General features: G+C 73.0%; 17 protein-coding genes. 6 read left to right on the top strand and 11 right to left on the bottom strand.

Annotated elements, in window-relative coordinates; all coding sequences use genetic code 11:
* Positions 1–9: 9 nt before the first annotated feature.
* The 3 genes from ACIBHY_RS02815 to ACIBHY_RS02805 are packed head-to-tail and all read left to right on the top strand — an operon-like array spanning position 10 to position 2,510.
* Positions 10–672, top strand: a complete 663-nt coding sequence (locus tag ACIBHY_RS02815; RefSeq protein WP_397246206.1) for an AzlC family ABC transporter permease — start codon at positions 10–12, stop codon at positions 670–672.
* On the top strand, positions 669–980 hold the full coding sequence (locus ACIBHY_RS02810) for an AzlD domain-containing protein (protein WP_379618507.1): 312 nt from the start codon (positions 669–671) through the stop codon (positions 978–980). Before ACIBHY_RS02815 ends, ACIBHY_RS02810 begins: the two co-directional genes overlap by 4 nt.
* Positions 981–989: 9 nt before the next feature.
* Entirely contained in the window at positions 990–2,510 is a 1,521-nt protein-coding gene (locus ACIBHY_RS02805) for a serine/threonine-protein kinase (protein WP_397305745.1), read from the top strand.
* A 59-nt stretch (positions 2,511–2,569) separates the two neighbouring features.
* Here the strand turns inward: ACIBHY_RS02805 and ACIBHY_RS02800 are convergent, their stop codons facing one another.
* The gene (locus ACIBHY_RS02800) at positions 2,570–3,673 is read right to left on the bottom strand and encodes a sensor histidine kinase (RefSeq protein ID WP_397305744.1); all 1,104 of its coding nucleotides are present in this window, start codon (positions 3,671–3,673) and stop codon (positions 2,570–2,572) included.
* Positions 3,670–4,359 carry a response regulator transcription factor gene (locus tag ACIBHY_RS02795; protein ID WP_397246198.1) on the bottom strand — a complete coding sequence of 230 codons (690 nt, stop codon included), beginning with the start codon at positions 4,357–4,359 and terminating at the stop codon, positions 3,670–3,672. The genes ACIBHY_RS02800 and ACIBHY_RS02795 overlap by 4 nt, the downstream gene beginning before the upstream one ends.
* 120 nt (positions 4,360–4,479) lie before the next feature.
* Here ACIBHY_RS02795 and ACIBHY_RS02790 point away from each other — a divergent pair, with 120 nt between their 5' ends.
* Positions 4,480–6,666 carry an MMPL family transporter gene (locus tag ACIBHY_RS02790; protein ID WP_397305743.1) on the top strand — a complete coding sequence of 729 codons (2,187 nt, stop codon included), beginning with the start codon at positions 4,480–4,482 and terminating at the stop codon, positions 6,664–6,666.
* 220 nt (positions 6,667–6,886) lie between these two features.
* Here the strand turns inward: ACIBHY_RS02790 and ACIBHY_RS02785 are convergent, their stop codons facing one another.
* The 9 genes from ACIBHY_RS02785 to ACIBHY_RS02745 are packed head-to-tail and all read right to left on the bottom strand — an operon-like array spanning position 6,887 to position 13,798.
* Positions 6,887–8,089: a beta-ketoacyl synthase N-terminal-like domain-containing protein gene (locus ACIBHY_RS02785; RefSeq protein WP_397305742.1), complete on the bottom strand. Its 1,203-nt coding sequence runs from the start codon at positions 8,087–8,089 to the stop codon at positions 6,887–6,889.
* Positions 8,086–9,360, bottom strand: a complete 1,275-nt coding sequence (locus ACIBHY_RS02780; protein WP_397305741.1) for a beta-ketoacyl-[acyl-carrier-protein] synthase family protein — start codon at positions 9,358–9,360, stop codon at positions 8,086–8,088. The genes ACIBHY_RS02785 and ACIBHY_RS02780 overlap by 4 nt, the downstream gene beginning before the upstream one ends.
* Positions 9,357–10,178, bottom strand: a complete 822-nt coding sequence (locus tag ACIBHY_RS02775) for a cupin domain-containing protein (RefSeq protein ID WP_397305740.1) — start codon at positions 10,176–10,178, stop codon at positions 9,357–9,359. The genes ACIBHY_RS02780 and ACIBHY_RS02775 overlap by 4 nt, the downstream gene beginning before the upstream one ends.
* On the bottom strand, positions 10,175–10,423 hold the full coding sequence (locus tag ACIBHY_RS02770; RefSeq protein WP_397305739.1) for an acyl carrier protein: 249 nt from the start codon (positions 10,421–10,423) through the stop codon (positions 10,175–10,177). Before ACIBHY_RS02770 ends, ACIBHY_RS02775 begins: the two co-directional genes overlap by 4 nt.
* Before the next feature lie 7 nt (positions 10,424–10,430).
* On the bottom strand, positions 10,431–11,252 hold the full coding sequence (locus ACIBHY_RS02765; RefSeq protein WP_397305738.1) for an SAM-dependent methyltransferase: 822 nt from the start codon (positions 11,250–11,252) through the stop codon (positions 10,431–10,433).
* On the bottom strand, positions 11,249–12,427 hold the full coding sequence (locus ACIBHY_RS02760; protein ID WP_397305737.1) for an FAD-dependent oxidoreductase: 1,179 nt from the start codon (positions 12,425–12,427) through the stop codon (positions 11,249–11,251). The genes ACIBHY_RS02765 and ACIBHY_RS02760 overlap by 4 nt, the downstream gene beginning before the upstream one ends.
* Positions 12,424–12,732, bottom strand: a complete 309-nt coding sequence (locus tag ACIBHY_RS02755; RefSeq protein ID WP_397305736.1) for an antibiotic biosynthesis monooxygenase family protein — start codon at positions 12,730–12,732, stop codon at positions 12,424–12,426. The genes ACIBHY_RS02760 and ACIBHY_RS02755 overlap by 4 nt, the downstream gene beginning before the upstream one ends.
* Positions 12,729–13,448, bottom strand: coding sequence for an SDR family oxidoreductase (locus tag ACIBHY_RS02750; protein WP_397305735.1), 720 nt, complete (start codon positions 13,446–13,448; stop codon positions 12,729–12,731). The genes ACIBHY_RS02755 and ACIBHY_RS02750 overlap by 4 nt, the downstream gene beginning before the upstream one ends.
* Positions 13,445–13,798, bottom strand: a complete 354-nt coding sequence (locus ACIBHY_RS02745) for a SchA/CurD-like domain-containing protein (RefSeq protein WP_379618535.1) — start codon at positions 13,796–13,798, stop codon at positions 13,445–13,447. The genes ACIBHY_RS02750 and ACIBHY_RS02745 overlap by 4 nt, the downstream gene beginning before the upstream one ends.
* A 353-nt stretch (positions 13,799–14,151) precedes the next feature.
* Between ACIBHY_RS02745 and ACIBHY_RS02740 the strand changes: the two genes are divergently transcribed.
* Positions 14,152–14,964, top strand: coding sequence for a sensor histidine kinase (locus tag ACIBHY_RS02740; protein ID WP_397305734.1), 813 nt, complete (start codon positions 14,152–14,154; stop codon positions 14,962–14,964).
* Entirely contained in the window at positions 14,943–15,608 is a 666-nt protein-coding gene (locus ACIBHY_RS02735) for a response regulator (protein WP_397305732.1), read from the top strand. Before ACIBHY_RS02740 ends, ACIBHY_RS02735 begins: the two co-directional genes overlap by 22 nt.
* Positions 15,609–15,662 lie beyond the last annotated feature (54 nt).

Below are 15,662 nucleotides of genomic sequence, written 5' to 3'. Positions count from 1 at the left end.
CTTACCCTCATGGAACAGACAACAACCCGTTCCGCCGCGATCCGGGACGGTTTGGGCGTCGGACTGGCGGTGGGCCTGTCCGGCGTCGCCTTCGGAGCCGCGGCCGTCACCGCGGGACTGGACGTGGCGCAGGCGTGCGTGCTGAGCCTGCTGACCTTCACGGGCGCCTCGCAGTTCGCCCTGACCGGCGCCGTCGGCGCGGGCGGCGACCTGGTCTCGGCCACCGCCGGGGCCCTGCTGCTCGGCACCCGCAACACCCTGTACGGCCTGCGCCTGGCCGACCTCCTCCAGGTCCGCGGCGGGCGCAGGGCGGTGACGGCGCACGGCGTCATCGACGAGAGCACCGCCGTCGCCCTCGCCCAGCCGAACCCGGCGGCGGCCAGGGCCGGGTTCACCACCACGTTCGTCACGCTCTACGTCATGTGGAACCTCACCACGCTCGCCGGCGCGCTCGGCACCTCCTTCCTGGGCGACCCGGGCATGCTGGGCCTGGACGTCGTCGGCCCGGCCACGTTCCTGGCCATCCTGTGGCCGCGGCTGCGGGAACGTTCCGAACTGCGCACACTCGCGCTGACCGGCGCGCTCATCGCGCTGGCCGCCACGCCGTTCCTGCCGCCGGGCGTGCCCGTGCTGGTGGCGGCGGCGGCCGTGCTGGTGGTGATGGTCCGATGACGCTCTGGTGGGCGATCGCGATCGTCTGCGCGGGCTGCTACGCGCTGAAGCTGGCGGGCCTGGCCGCTCCGCGCAAGGTGCTGGACCACCCGCTCGTGCACCGCTTCTCCGAACTGGTGCCCGTGGCGCTGCTGGCCGCGCTGATCGCGGTGCAGATGTTCACCGCGCAGGGCCGCCTGGACTTCGACCTGGCCAGGACCGCCGGGCTGGGCGCCGCCGTGGTCGCGCTGCTGTTGCGCGCGCCGTTCCTGGCCGTGCTGGCATCGGCGGCCGTCGTCACCGCGCTTGTCAGGCTCTTTACCGGGTAGACGCCCCGCATGTCCGAATCTGCGGGGATCGTCGGCGGCCGCTACCGTCTGCTCAGGACCATCGGCAAGGGTGGCATGGGCACCGTCTGGCAGGCCCATGACGAGGTGCTCGGCCGGGACGTGGCAGTCAAGGAGATCCAGCCGCCACCCGGCCTCAGCGGCCCCGAGCGCGAGGTGTTCACCGTACGGACCTTCCGCGAGGCGCGGGCCGCCGGACGGGTCGCCCACCCGGGCGTGGCCACCGTCTACGACGTGCTGGAGGAACACGGGCACCCCTGGATCATCATGCAGCTCGTGCCCTCGCGCACGCTGGGTGAGCTGGTGCGGGAGGAGGGCGCGCTGCCGCCGGTCCAGGCGGCGGCGATCGGCCTGCAGCTCATGCGGGCGTTGCGGGCGGCGCACGCGGCCGGGGTCCTGCACCGCGACGTCAAACCGGACAACGTGCTGCTCACCGACGACGGCCGGGCGGTGCTGACCGACTTCGGCATCGCCACCACCGAGGACGACGCCTCCCTCACCAGGACCGGCGTCCTGGTCGGCACCCCCGCCTTCATCGCCCCGGAGCGCGCCGCGGGCACCACAGCGCGTCCCGCCGCCGACCTATGGTCGCTCGGCGTCACCCTGTACATGGCCGTCGAGGGCCACTCCCCCTTCCAGCGCGGGCACGCGCTGGCCACGCTGGGCGCCGTCATGCACGATCCCCCGGGGCCGCTGTCCAAGGCGGGGCCGCTGGGCCCGGTCATCCTGGGACTGCTGGAGAAGAACCCCGCCGACCGCCTGACCGCCGAGGACACCGAGCGCCACCTGCACGCCATCACCACCGGCCTCGCCCCCGAACCCACCGCCCCCATCCCGGGGACCGGAGCCGCAAGCACGGGCGGCGTGGGAGCGGGCGGCTCGGGCTCGCATGGCGCGGGCGTCGCGGGAGCGGATGCGGGTGTTGCGGGAGCGGGCGCGGGTGTCGCGGGTGCGGGTGTTGCGGGTGCGGGCGCGGGTGTCGCGGGTGGGTATGGCGGCGGGCCTGGTGGCGGGAGCGGTGGCCGTGGCGGGCGTGGGTCCGGACGGCATGGGCGGGGCAAGGGGCGGGCGGGGCGAGTGGCCGCGCTGAGCGGGCTCGTGCTGGCGGCGGGCCTGGTGACGGGCGGGGTGGCGTGGTGGTCGGAGCGCGACGTGGCCACCCCGACGCCCTCGACACCCGTGGTGAAGAGCACCCCCACGCGCGGTTCCTCGCCGTCCGGCACTCCCCCGCCGTCCTCCGCCCCGCCCACCGAGTCCCCGGTACGGCAGAGCCCCACCGCCCGGCCCACCACGCGATCCCCGGACCCCGATCCCACCCCGTCCAGGAAGCCCACCCCCACCCGCTCGGCCACCGAGAAGGGCGACGACGACAAGCCCGGCGAGGTCGACCCGTCGGAGAACGGCGACGGGAAGGGCGGCGAGAACAAGCAGGACGAGGGCAAGAACGAGGACCAGCAGAACGAGGACCCCGGTTCCGGCGTCGCGATGGGCCGGTCCGGCGCAAAGGGCTGAAGCACCCGGGCCCGAAGACGCCCTGGGCTCGTGAAGGCCACAAAGGCGTGGGGGTCAGGTCAGAGCGGTAGCCGTACCGTGAAGGTGGTGCCTGTGCCGGGGGTGGACGCGGCCCGCACCTCGCCGCCATGGGACGCCACGACGGCGGCCACGATCGACAGCCCCAGCCCCGACCCCCCGAGCCGGCGCCCGTCGGCCTGCCGGTGCTCGCCGCGCCAGAAGCGCTCGAACACCCGCTCGGTCTGCTCCTCGCTCAGGCCCGGTCCCTCGTCGGCGACCTCCAGCACCGCGTGCCCGCCCTCCCTGTCCAGGCGGACGACGGCGGGGGTGCCGGGCGGCGTGTGGTCCAGGACGTTCTTGAGCAGGTTGCCGACGACCTGGCGGAGCCTGAGCGGGTCGCCGGTCACGGTGACGGGGGTGGCGCACTCCAGTCCGATCACGCGCCCGGGGTCCATGGCGTGGGCGTCGGAGAGGGCGTCGGCGGCCAGCGCCATGAGGTCGACGGGCGTGCGCTCCAGGGGGCGGCCCTGGTCGAGGCGGGCCAGGAGCAGCATCTCGTCGACCATCGAGCCCATGCGCCCCGCCTCGGCCTCGATGCGGTGCATGGCCCGCGCCAGGTCCTCCGGGCGGCCGTCGGCGCCGCGGCGGAACAACTCGGCGTAGCCGCGGATGGTGGCGATCGGGGTGCGCAGTTCGTGGGAGGCGTCGGCGACGAACCTGCGCAGCCGTTCCTCCGAGGACTCCCGCTGGCGGAACGCCCCCTCCAGCTGGCCGAGCATCGCGTTGAGCGCGTGGGCCAGGCGGCCCACCTCGCCGACCGGGCGGGCGGCCTCGACGCGGCGCTCCAGGTTGCCCGCGCCGATGTCGGCGGCGGCCTCGACCATGCGGTCCAGCGGGCGCAGCCCCTTGCGGATCAGGTGGGCGGCCAGGAACGTCAGCAGGACCAGCGCCGCCGCCGAGGTGCCGGCAAGGACCCAGGCCACCCGCGAGGTCAGCTCGTCGGAGGCGGCCACGAGCGCCTCCGGCGTGTTCATGGCCAGCAGCCTGCTGCCGCCGGATCCGCGCCAGTCCTGCAGCGCGCCGAACGTGGCCCCGGCCACGAGCCCCAGCGCCAGCGTGACCAGCCCGACCGTGGTGAGCACCAGCCGGGTACGCAGGGTCATCGGTCCTCCCTGGGCAGGCGCAGCACGTAGCCGATCCTGGGCATGGTGTGGATCAGCGGGGGCTCGAAGGCGTCGACCTTGCGGCGCAGGTAGCTGATGTAGGTCTGGACGACGCCGTCGTTGCCGCCGAAGTCGTAGTCCCAGACGTGGTCGAGGATCTGGCGTTTGGACATGACCTTGCCCGCGTTGGCGACCAGGAAGCGCAGCAGCTTGAACTCGGTCGGGGTCAGGTCGATGCGCCGGCCGGCCCGCCAGACCTCGTAGGTGTCGTCGTCCACGACCAGGTCGGCGAACCCGGCGCGGGCCGGGCTCTGCGCGGCCCCGCTGGTCCTGCGCAGCACGGCGTGGATGCGCAGGATCAGCTCCTCCAGGCTGAACGGCTTGGTGACGTAGTCGTCGCCGCCGACGGTCAGTCCGGTGATCTTGTCCTCGGTGGCGTCGCGCGCGGTGAGGAAGACGACGGGCACCTGGGAGCCGGCCGTCCTGATCCGGTGGCAGACCTCGGTGCCGAGGATGTCGGGCAGCAGCACGTCCAGCACGATCAGGTCGGGGTCGAAGCTCTGGGCCAGCGCGACCGCGGACGCCCCGCTGCCGGCGATCCGGGTCTCGAACCCCTCGTAGCGCAGGGCGGTGGAGACCAGGTCGGCCAGGTACGGTTCGTCGTCGACGACCAGGATTCGGCTCACGGGACCAGTCTTTCCCGTCCGTTCTGTGAAAGCCCATAAAGATCTCTGTGAAACCGCACTCACATGCTTTCCTCAGAACGCCCACAGAGCGGGCACCGGCGGCGCTGCTCGACTGTTCGCATGGAGAGAATCTCGGCCTTCGTACTCGGCCGCAAGGGCCTCGTCACGCTGCTGGCCGTCCTTGCCTTCCTGATCGGCATGGGCGCCACCCCGATCGCGATCCAGCGGCTGTCGGAGGAGTACTCCCACGCCGGCATGCCCGCCTTCGACGCCAACCAGGAGATCGTCCGTCTCTACGGCAACGGCGGCTACCAGCGTCCGTTCGTACCGGTCGTGGTGCTGCCCGAGGGCACGACCGCGACCGGCCAGCGGGCGGCGCTCGCCCGCGCGTACGACGCGGTGTCCGCGGCGATGCCCCAGGCACGTGTCGTGTCGTTCGCCGGTACCGGGGACACGAAGCTGGTCGGCTCGGACGGCCGTACCACCTTCGGCCTGGTCTACCCCGGCACCTACTCCGACGGCAGCCCACCGGGCGGCGGCCTCGGCGAGACGCCCGACGAGGGCCCGGTGATCAGGGCGGCGATGAGCCCGCACCTTCCGCAGGGCAGCCGGGTCGAGGTGACCGGCCTGGACGCGCTGGCGCCCAGCGTGGACGCCGGCGGCGTGGACGTGCCCACGAAGATCGGCATCGGCGTGCTGGCCGCCGTGCTCGTGCTGCTGCTGGTCTTCCGCTCGGCGCTGGCCCTGGTGCCGGTGCTGATCTCGGTGCTGGCGGTGTTCGTGTCGTTCATCGCGATCCTGCTGCTGACGTTCGTGATGACCGTGCACGACGTGGCGCTGACCACGATGCCGCTGCTCGGGCTCGGCATCGCGGTGGACTACTCGTTGCTGATCGTGGCGCGCTGGCGGGAGGAGCAGGCCAACGGCCACCGGGGCGACGAGGCGGTCCACCGGGCCATGGCGGGGGCCGGGCGGGCGGTGCTGTTCAGCGGCGTGGCCGTCGCGATTGGGCTGGTGACCATGGTGGTGCTGCCGGTGCCGTTCCTGCGCAGCCTGGGCGTCGCCGGGATGATCATCGCGGCGGTGAGCGTGCTGGTGACGCTGACCGTGCTGCCGGTCCTGCTCGCCCGCGCCGGCCGGCGCCTGGACCGCAGGAGGAGCGGCTCGCAGGACGGCGGCGTACGCTTCGCCCGCGAGGCGCGCGCGGGCCGGGCCTGGTCGGCGTGGGCGCACGCGGTGGTGCGCCGGCGCTGGCCGGCCGCGATCGTGGCCGGCGGGCTGCTGGCCGCGCTCTGCTACACCGCCCTGGGCGTCAACCTCGGCCTGCCGGAGAGCGCGCACCTGCGCACCTCCGGTTCGGGGTACGCCGGGCTGACCGCGCTGCGGCAGGCGGGTGTGCCGACCGGCTCCATCACCCCGTTCGACGTGCTGGTGAAGGGTGACCCGGCGACGGCCACCGCCATGATCGCCGGGGTGGAGGGCGTCTCGGCGGTGCTGTCGCCGGACACGCCCGGCTGGCGCCGCGAGGGCACCGCCGTCCTGGCCGTGCTGCCCTCGGCCGAGAACGGCACCGACGCCGGCGAGGCGACCATCGCCCGCGTGCGCGCCGCGGTGCCGGACGGCGTGCTGGTCGGCGGCAACGCGGCGCAGAGCATGGACTTCCGTGAGCACACCTACGGCGCCTTCCCGTGGATGTTCGCGATGATCGCGCTGGTGACGTTCGTGATGCTCGCCCGCGCGTTCCGCTCGCTGCTGCTGCCGCTGAAGGCCGTTCTGCTCAACCTGCTGTCGCTGGGCGCGGTGATCGGCGCGATGGTGCTCATCTGGCAGTACGGCTGGGGCACCAGGGAGGTCCTGGACATCCAGCCGACCGGGGCCATCGGGGAGTTCGTCCCGCTGACCATCTTCGCGTTCCTGTACGGGCTGAGCATGGACTACGAGGTGTTCCTCCTGGCCAGGATGCGGGAGGAGTACGACAAGTCCGGAAACACGGCGCAGGCGGTCGTGGAGGGGGTCGGGCGGACCGGGCGGCTGGTGACCTCGGCGGCGCTGATCCTGTTCATCTCCTTCGCGGTGCTGGCGATGACGCCGGAGCTGGACGTCAAGGTGTTCGCCAGCGGGCTCGCGCTCGGGATCGCCCTGGACGCCACACTCATCCGGGCCGTGCTCGTGCCGGCGGCGGTGGCGATGATGGGGCGCTGGAACTGGTGGCTGCCGGGGTGGGCGGCACGCGTGCTGTTCGTGCGGCCCTCGCCGCTGCGGCACGAGGATCGGGTGGCGCCGGCCGTACCGGAACCCGTGGGCTGACCCCCGACCGGGCCGCCGCCCCACCCGGGGCGGCGGCCCCTCCCGGACCAAAGCCCCTCCCGGACCAAAGCCCCGCACAGACCCAAAGCCCCGCACGGATCGTAGGCCCCGCACAGGTCCAAAGGCCGGTGCGGAGCGCAGGGCCTGTCGGAGCGCAAGGGCTGTGCGGGCGCCGAAAAGCCCGCCCCCGGACGGGAGGCGGGCTGGTCGGGACGGGTGGTCAGGGGCGGGTGAGGACAGCGGCGGAGTTGAAGCCCCCGGCGCCGCGGGCGGTGACGAGGGCGGCCGACAGCCCGCGCACCAGGCGCGGCTCGGTGACCAGGTCCAGGTCGGTGGAGGTGGTGTTGATGGTGGGCGGGATGACCCCGTCGGCCAGGGCCAGCGCGGCCCACGCGAGGTCGAGCGCGGCGCCGCCCGAGCACAGGCGGCCGGTCATGGTCTTCGGGACGGTCACCGGTACCCGGCGCCCCCCGAAGACCTCCCGGAGCGCGGCCACCTCGGCCGCGTCCCGCTCCCGGCTGCCCGCGCCGTCGGCGAAGACGACGCCGACGTCGGCGGGGGTCAGCCCGGCTCTGGCGATCGCCTCGCGCATGGCCCGCGCGTACTGGCGGTGGTCGGGGCTGGGGTCGGTGACGTGGTGGGCGTCGTGGGTGGAGGCGGTCCCGGCGATCTCGGCGTAGACCGTGGGCGCGCCCCTGCCGTAGGCCGAGTCTCTCTCCTCGACCAGCAGGATCGCGCCTCCTTCCGCCGGGACGTACCCGGCGGCGTCCGGCGAGAAGGGCCGGTAGGCCAGGTCCGGGTCGGCGCCGCCGGACAGGGCCGTCTCGCTCGACTGGCAGGCCAGCGCGTAGGGGGACAGCGGCGCCTCGGTGCCGCCGGTGACGACCGCCTCGGTCCCGCCCCGTACGAGCCGCGCGGCCTCGGCCAGCGCGTCGATCGCCCCGGCCGCGTCGGCGACCAGGACGCCGCAGGCGCCCTTGAGCTGGTGCTTGATCGACAACTGGCCGCTGCTGGCGGCGTAGAACCAGCCGATCGACTGGTAGGCGCTGACCGCCTTCGGACCCTGGTTCCACAGCGCCTGGATCTCCCGCTGGCCGAAGGCGTTGCCGCCCGAGCCGCTCGCGGTCACCACCGACAGGTCGTACGGGTTCTCCATGCCGGGGTCGAAGGCGGCGTCGGCCAGCGCCAGATGTGCCGCGGCCAGCGCGAACCAGGTCCACCGGTCGGTCTGGACGCGCAGCTTGCTGTCGACGAACTCGCTGTCGTCGAAGCCGCGTACCCGGCCGGCCAGGGGTACCGGGCCCGCGCCGACGGCGGCGATGCGGTTCTCGCCGGCGAGTGAGGCCTCCCAGTGGTCGGTGACGCCCACCCCGGTGGGCGCCACCACGCCGAGGCCGGTGATGACCGCGCGGCGGGCGCTCACGCGGCCCCCGGGAAGGCTGCGCCCGAGAAGACCATCGCCGACTGGAAGCCGCCGAAGCCGCTGCCGGCCGACAGCACGTGCCCGGCCCGGACCTCGCGGGCGACCAGCGGCGTGTAGTCGAGGTCGCACTCGGGGTCGGGCGTGGCCAGGTTGGCCGTGGGCGGCACGACGCCGCGCTTCAGCACCAGCGCGCAGGCGGCCATCTCGATCGAGCCGATGGCGCCCAGCGAGTGGCCGACGACCGACTTGATCGAGCTGATCGGCACCCGCCTGGCGTGCTCGCCGAGCGCCCGCTTGTAGGCGGCGGTCTCGTGGCGGTCGTTCTGCTTGGTGCCGGAGCCGTGGGCGCTGATGTAGCCGATCGCCTCGGGCCCGAGCCTGGCCTGGGCGAGCGCGGCGGAGATCGCCTCGGCCAGTTCGTGCCCGTCGGGGCGCAGGCCGGTCATGTGGAAGCCGTTGGCGCGGGCGGCGTACCCGGAGACCTCGCAGTAGATCGTCGCGCCGCGCCGCATGGCGTGCTCGAGCTCCTCCACGACGAGGACGGCGGCGCCCTCGCCGAGTACGAAGCCCTTGCGGTCGGCGTCGAAGGGCCGCGAGGCGGCCTCCGGGTCGTCGTTGCTGGGGGTGGTGGCGCGGATGGCGTCGAAGCAGGCGACGGTGATCGGGGAGATGGGCGCGTCGGCCGCTCCCGTGATCATGATGTCCGCCTCGCCGTCCCGGATGAGCTGGAAGGCGCGGCCGATGGCGTCGATGCCCGAGGTGCAGCCGGTGGAGACCACCGCGGCCGGGCCGTGCGCGCCATAGCGTACGGCCAGCTCACTGGCCGCGCTGGAGGGCACGAGCGCCTGGTAGAGGAAGGGCCGCAGGTGGCGGTGGTCCACCTCCCAGTCGCGGCCGTGGTCGCTGGCGACCACGTACTCGTCCTCCAGGGTGATGGTGGCGCCGACGGCCGAGCCGAGCGAGACGCCCATCCGTTCGCGGTCGGCCGCCTCCAGGTCGAGCCCGGAGTCGGCGAGCGCCTCGTCGGCGCAGGCCAGCGCCATCTGCACGAACCGGTCGGTGCGCCTGATCTCGCGCGGCGTCAGGCCCGCGGCGGCGGGGTCGAAGTCCACCTCCGCGGCGATCTGGGAGCGGAAGGGCGAGGGGTCGAAGGCCGTGATCCGCCGTACGGCCGGCTTGCCGTCCACGATCCGGTTCCAGAACTCCTCGCGGCCCACGCCGCCCGGCGCGATGACGCCCAGGCCGGTGACGACCACACGCCTGGAGTTCACGAGGGTTCCTCGGTGTCGACGTGGCCCAGCTCGGGCCGGGGCGCGAGCGGGCAGAGCTGGAAGACCACGAGCGCCTCGACCTCGCCGACGTTCGTCAGCCGGTGGCGGACGTTGCGGGGCACGAACAGCGCCTGCTCGGCCTCCAGGACGACGGGCTCGCCGTCCAGGTCCACCTTGAGCGTGCCGGCGGCCAGGAAGAGGAACTCCTCCGAGTACGGGTGGTAGTGCTCGGCGACCTTCTCCCCGGGCGCCACGCGCACCGCGCCGCTGAAGCCCGACGTGGCGCCGCAGGTGGCGGGCGAGAGCAGGGTGCGCAGGTCGCCGCCGCGCCGCTGGTTGGAGGGCACGTCGTGGAAACCGACCACCGCGCGGCGGCGGCTCTCCAGCTTCTCCTTGATCAGCCTCATCTGGACCAGCGTGTTGGTGTTGATCCGGTCGGTCATCGCGGCGGTGTCGATCGGGGCGTCGGGCTTCATGTGGAAGTCCTGGACCCAGCGCATCCGGGTGAGGTCGTCGGCCAGTTCCTCGTACACCCAGGTGATGTTCATGAACTCGAACGGGCCGGTCTCCACGCGGCGGGCCCGCACGGTCCAGGTGTCGCGGTCCCAGGAGCGCTCGGAGACCCAGCTCCAGACGCGGCCCTGCTCGTCGGGGTGCATGGTGAGGCGGAAGGTGACGGAGGACTCGGTCTCCTCCAGGACCTCGGCCTTGGCGTACTCGGAGAACAGCCCCGGCCAGGTGGTGACGTCGTTGGTGTGCTCCCAGACGAAGGCGGCCGGGGCGGCGATCTCGATCGCGTTGTCGGTGTGCCCGATCATCGGGTCACCGCCGTGAGCCGCTGGTTGACCAGCTCGCGCACCTCGGCGGGGGTGGCGTGCTCGGTGATGCGGTCCTCCACGTCGACGCCGAAGCGGTCCTCGATGCGGGTGGCCAGCTCGACGCGGGCCAGGGAGTCCAGGCCGAGTTCGTCGAAGGTGCGCTCGGCGGCGCCGTCTCCGGCCTGGGAGGGCAGGCCCACGGAGGCCAGCAGGTCGCGCAGCGTGCTGTCGGTGAATTCCATCATGATCCTTTCAGCTGAGGGCGGTGACAAGCCAGATACGGGCGGCGCCGACGACCGAGGAGTCGGCCATCGGGGGGACGGGGCGGCCGAGGCTCCTGGCGAGGTCGGCCTGGTGGGTGACCTCGGCGCGCCAGCCGAACCCGGCGAGCCAGTCGACCGGGTCCTCGACCGACGACAGCCAGGCGGCCTGGGTGGCCTGCAGGCGGTTCATGGCCGGTTTCATGGCGGGCTGGCGCAGGTAGGCCTCGTTGACGTGCTCGGCCGACAGCCGGCTGCCGGGCGCCGACAGCTCGCCGACGCGCTCCAGCACCCGCGCGCCGTCCTCGGGCGCCAGGTACATGAGCACGCCCTCGATCAGCCAGGCGGTCGGCTTCTCCGGGTCGAACCCGGCCTCGGTGAGCGCCGCCGGCCAGTCGCCGCGCAGGTCCGCGGCGACCGCCCTGCGCGCGCAGCGGGGCTGTGCGCCGTGGCCGGCCAGCACTTTCTCCTTGAACGCCACCAGATCGGGCAGGTCCACCTCGAACAACGCGAGGTCCTCCGGCCAGCCGAGCCGGAAGGCGCGGGTGTCGAGCCCGGCGGCCAGCAGCACGACCTGGCGGATGCCGGCCGCGGCGGCCTCGGTGAGGCGGTCGTCGAAGTAGCGGGTGCGCAGCACGAAGTGGTCGGCGGCGCGCCGTCCCGCCTCGCTGACGCCGTCGATCCGCCCGGCCGCCTCGACCAGGGGGCGGGCGAGGGGGTCGTGGAAGAGGCCGCTCGGGCGCGCGCTCTCTCCCTCTCGTGCCTGCGCGATCAGCACGGCTGTACGGCTCACGCCGCTGGGCAGCCCGGTCATGGTGTGTTCCTCTCGGCGAAGTCGACGGCCATGGTGAGGTCGTAGGTCTTGCGGAAGACGAGGCGGTCGAAGGTCAGCCGCATGAAGGCGTCGCGGGCCGCGCAGGCCAGCGGGTTGCGCCAGCGGGTCAGCGCCCCGTTGGCCCGGGACCTGCGAGCGATGCGGGCGGTTCTGGCGACCCTCCTGGCCTCGTAGCGGGCGAGGGCGGCGGGCAGGTCGTGCCCGGCCTCCGGCCCGGCGAGGACCTGGCCGAGGACGACGGCGTCCTCGATGGCCTGCCCGGCGCCCTGGCCCAGGTTGAAGGTCATGGGGTGGGCGGCGTCCCCGAGCAGCGTCACCGGGCCGTGGCTCCAGCGCGCGGCCGGCGGCCGGTCGTAGATGGGGACGGGGGTCAGGTCCGCCTCTGGGGTGGCGGCGATGAGCGCGGGCACGGGATCGGGCCAGCCGGCGAACTGCTCCGCCAGCAGGCCGGTGATCCTCGTGCCGGGCGGGGCGGCGATGTGGTCGCTGAGCACGCCGTCCCAGTAGACGTGCTCGCCGCCCAGCCGGTAGCAGACGAACCAGCGGCCCTCCCCCCAGGTGCTGAGGAAGGTGTGCGGGGGGACACCGGAGCCGGGCAGCTTGATCACGCCTTGGAAGGCGGTGAAGCCCGCGTACCTGGGGGGCGGTTCGTGCGGGATGAGCCCGGCCCGTACGGACGAGCGCAGCCCGTCGGCACCGACGAGCAGATCGGCCCGCTCCTGCCTGCCGTCGTCGAAGCGGAGCGTGACGCCGTCGCCGTCGGCGGAGAAGCCGGTGCAGCGGGAGCCGAGCACCAGGTCGCCGCCGACCTCCTCGGCGAGGAGCTGGTGCAGGTCGGGGCGGCTGACGCTGTAGACGGGCGCGTCGTAGACGGGGGCCATGTCGGCCATCGGCCAGGTGGCGAGCGTGCGGTCGCGCCGGTTGCGGAAGTGGTGGGTGTGCAGCTCGTAGCCGGCTTTGCCCGCGTCGAGGCCGAGCTGCCGCAGCGCCAGTACGGCGTTGTGCCAGAGCACCAGGCCGTGACCGGACTGGGCGGCGCGCAGGGCGGGCGCGCGCTCGTGCACGGTGACGGCGGCGCCGGCGCGGCGCAGCGCGATCGCGGCGCTGAGACCGCCGATGCCGCCGCCGACCACGGCGATCCTGCGCGCGCTCACGACGGGCTGCTGGTCTCTTGCCTGATGTGGAAGCGCAGCGAGCGCGCCTCGGTGATGCACTCGCGCATGGGCTTGACCAGCTCGCGGTGCTCCTCGCCGGCCTCCCAGGCCAGGAACGCGTCCAGGTCCGCCCACTCGCTGGTGATGAGCCACTGCTCGGGGTCGGTGGCGGACTGGCAGACCTGGTCCTTGAGGTGTCCGGGCACGCCGCCGGCGACCTCGTAGCGGATCTTCTCGTAGGCGGTGAGGAAGTCGTCGGTGCGCTCGGCGGGCACCCGGATGAGAAACACGACGCGGGCGCTCATCGGGGCGGCCTTCCCGACAGCTCGGAGGTGAACTCGAAGCGGCCGAGCACCGGCACCACGCTGCCGTACAGGCCGTCGGACTCGGCGCTGGTCAGGAACGCCACCACGCGGGCCACGAGCTCGGGCGCGACCATGTGGTCGGTGTTGAGGTCGGGGCGCTCCCGGCGCTTCTGCGGCGTGTCGGCCATGGTCATGGACACGACGTTGGCGTGCACGCCGCCGCGCTTGAGCTCGTGGGCGATCGAACGCACCCAGGCGACGAGCGCGGCCTTGGAGGCGGCGTAGGCCGACAGGGCGGGCATCGGCTCGTCGGCCAGCGGGGTGCTGAAGTACACCAGCCGGCCGCCGTCGGTGAGGTGTGGTAGCAGGGCCTGGGTGGCGGTGACGGCCGACAGGAAGTTGTCGCGCAGCATGCCCTCGTAGGCGGCCGGGTCCATGAGGAAGTACGGCCCGGCCCGGAACCCGCCGACCAGGTGCACCAGCCCGTCGATCCGCCCGAAGGCGGCCAGCGCGGCCTCGGCCGCCTCCCGGGCGCCGGCGGGGTCGGAGACGTCGGTGGCCAGCGTCTCGACGTCGTGCTCCTTGCCCAGTTCGGCCAGCCTGGCCTTGTCGCGGCCGGTGAGCAGGAGGCGGTCGCCGCGCCCGGCCAGCCGGCCGACGACGGCGGGGCCGAGGCCGCCGGTGGCGCCGGTGACGATGAGCGCCGGCGCCGTCATCGGACGGGCTCCGCCACGCGGGTGGTGACGTGCTCCATGATCGCCGTCATGAAGAAGGCGCGGGCGCCGTCGGGCGTGCTCAGGTCGCGGGGCACGGCCAGGTGGGGGTCGAGCGCGCGCTCCAGCTTCTGGATGCTGGGCTGCCTGGACAGGTGCGCCATCACGCTCGGCAGGCTGCCGTCGATCTCGACGACGCGGATCACCGTGGTGTCCTTCATGAAGATCGAGGTGCTGACCAGCCGCGCGCCGTCGGGGGTGTCCCACTCGGGCGGGTCGTAGGTGGCCAGCAGCTCGCGGACGGCCGCCTCAGAGCCGGGCTTGATCTGGAATGTGATCGCATGACGTTGCATGCCTTCAGCGTGTTCGGAGGGGGCCCGGGTGTCTTCCACCGCTTTGGCGAACCCGCGTCCCCTCACTTCGGGGGATCTCCTCCCCTCCTCGAATGAGACACAAAGGATTCACCCCAATAGAACCCAAATGTAAATTGTTGAAGCGCACACCATTTCGCCCTGTTACGTCGAGCATAGAGAAGGCATAGCGAACGCTGGGAGAACGCTGTGAGCGCTTGATCCGAGCAGGTCAGCATGGTATGCCCGGCGCGGGCGGAGCTCCAGCGCACCGAATAACCCTCTATGTGAAGCCCCTGTGACCATTCTTAGGATTTTCTTGTCATGGGTATGTGGGTCAACTAGGCTCCCCGATCATGGGGGTTAAATGGGGAAATACTCACTTACTTGGGGACATCCAGCTCCTTGAGGTAGAGGTACTGCTGGCCGTCCTTCTCGGCCTCACCATGGCGGCCCTGGTCGTCACCGGGGCGCACTGCCGGCTCAAGTCCGGCGCCATGCTGCGCGAGCGCAGCCGGATCGCCCGCGACCTGCACGACGGAGTCGGGCACGGCCTCGTCGTCATCGCCTTCCACGCCCGCCAGCTCGCCACCGCGCTGCCTTCGGCGCGCTGCGCGGCCGACGTCATCGACAGCACCGCGCAGGCCACGCTGGCCGAACTGCGCGGCGCCCTGGGCAGCCTGCGGGCCATGCCCGCTCCACCGCCGGGAGGAGAACCCGGCCTCGTGGCGCCATCCGGGACCCCACTGGCGGTCCGGCTGGCCGAGCTCACCGACCGCGCCCCGGAGGGACAGCTCACGCTCGTGCTGGAGAACCTGTCCAGCGTCAAGGACGTGGGAGCGGACGTGGAGCACACCGCCTTCCGGGTCGCCCAGGAGGCGCTGACCAACGCGCTCAAGCACGCCGACGGCCCGATCCTGCTGTCGGCCTCGATCGACCATTGCCTCACCGTCGAGGTGATCAGCCACGGCGGCGGCGGGCCGAAGGCGGTCCCGCCGGAAGGAGGGGGCGGCACCGGACTCGAAGGACTGCGCCGGCGCGTGGCCGAGCACGGCGGCGTACTGGAGTCGAGCCCGCTGGCCGGGGGCGGCTTCGCCGTACGCGCGCTGCTCCCGCTGGAGGGCGGCCACTTATGGGAGGACCGCCCGTGCGAACGATCCGCGTCCTGATCGTCGACGACCAGCCGCTCATCAGAACCGGCCTGCACGCCACGTTCAGCGGGGTGCCCGACATCGCCGTCGTGGGCGAGGCGGCCAACGGGGTCGAGGCCGTGCAGGCGGTCAAGCGCCTCAGCCCCGACGTCGTGCTCATGGACATCAACATGCCGCGCATGGACGGCCTCACCGCGACCAGGGAGATCATCGGCGCGCGCAGTCCGGCCAAGGTCGTCATCCTCACCATCTACGACCAGGACGAGCACCTGTTCGACGCCCTGCGCAACGGCGCCAGCGGCTTCATACTCAAGCACGCCCCCACCGAGCGGGTCATCGACGCGGTACGCGAGGCCGCCGAGGGCGACGCCCTGCTGTCGCCCTCGGTCACCCGCCGGCTCATCGACGAGTTCGCCAAGCGGCCCACGCTCGCCAGCACCACCACCGGCAGCCTGCAGCAGCTCACCGACCGGGAGCGGGACGTCTTCCGGCTCCTGGTACGCGGCTACAGCAACGACGAGATCGCCCGGGAGCTCGTCCTCGGCGACAGCACCGTCAAGTCCCATGTCCAGCACCTCTACCAGAAGCTCGGCGTGCGCGACCGCGTCCAGGTCGTCATCTACGCCTACGAGAACGGCCTGGTCCCCTCCTCCGCGCGTTAGGGCTCTCCCCCGCGCGGAGGAGGCGGGCAATCAGGCATGCGGTGGGCGACACCC

Source organism: Nonomuraea sp. NPDC050547, from assembly GCF_044457345.1.
GTDB lineage: Bacteria > Actinomycetota > Actinomycetes > Streptosporangiales > Streptosporangiaceae > Nonomuraea.
This window is presented reverse-complemented; position numbering and strand designations above follow the sequence as displayed.

Excerpts from the sequence above, each read along its gene's own strand:
- ACIBHY_RS02815 (WP_397246206.1), top strand. The coding sequence starts at position 10 with ATGGAACAGACAACAACCCGTTCCGCCGCGATCCGGGACGGTTTGGGC.
- ACIBHY_RS02755 (WP_397305736.1), bottom strand. The coding sequence starts at position 12,732 with ATGAGCGCCCGCGTCGTGTTTCTCATCCGGGTGCCCGCCGAGCGCACC.
- ACIBHY_RS02805 (WP_397305745.1), top strand. The coding sequence starts at position 990 with ATGTCCGAATCTGCGGGGATCGTCGGCGGCCGCTACCGTCTGCTCAGG.
- ACIBHY_RS02810 (WP_379618507.1), top strand. The coding sequence starts at position 669 with ATGACGCTCTGGTGGGCGATCGCGATCGTCTGCGCGGGCTGCTACGCG.
- ACIBHY_RS02765 (WP_397305738.1), bottom strand. The coding sequence starts at position 11,252 with ATGACCGGGCTGCCCAGCGGCGTGAGCCGTACAGCCGTGCTGATCGCG.
- ACIBHY_RS02790 (WP_397305743.1), top strand. The coding sequence starts at position 4,480 with ATGGAGAGAATCTCGGCCTTCGTACTCGGCCGCAAGGGCCTCGTCACG.
- ACIBHY_RS02770 (WP_397305739.1), bottom strand. The coding sequence starts at position 10,423 with ATGATGGAATTCACCGACAGCACGCTGCGCGACCTGCTGGCCTCCGTG.
- ACIBHY_RS02775 (WP_397305740.1), bottom strand. The coding sequence starts at position 10,178 with ATGATCGGGCACACCGACAACGCGATCGAGATCGCCGCCCCGGCCGCC.
- ACIBHY_RS02750 (WP_397305735.1), bottom strand. The coding sequence starts at position 13,448 with ATGACGGCGCCGGCGCTCATCGTCACCGGCGCCACCGGCGGCCTCGGC.
- ACIBHY_RS02740 (WP_397305734.1), top strand. The coding sequence starts at position 14,152 with ATGGGGGTTAAATGGGGAAATACTCACTTACTTGGGGACATCCAGCTC.
- ACIBHY_RS02800 (WP_397305744.1), bottom strand. The coding sequence starts at position 3,673 with ATGACCCTGCGTACCCGGCTGGTGCTCACCACGGTCGGGCTGGTCACG.
- ACIBHY_RS02745 (WP_379618535.1), bottom strand. The coding sequence starts at position 13,798 with ATGCAACGTCATGCGATCACATTCCAGATCAAGCCCGGCTCTGAGGCG.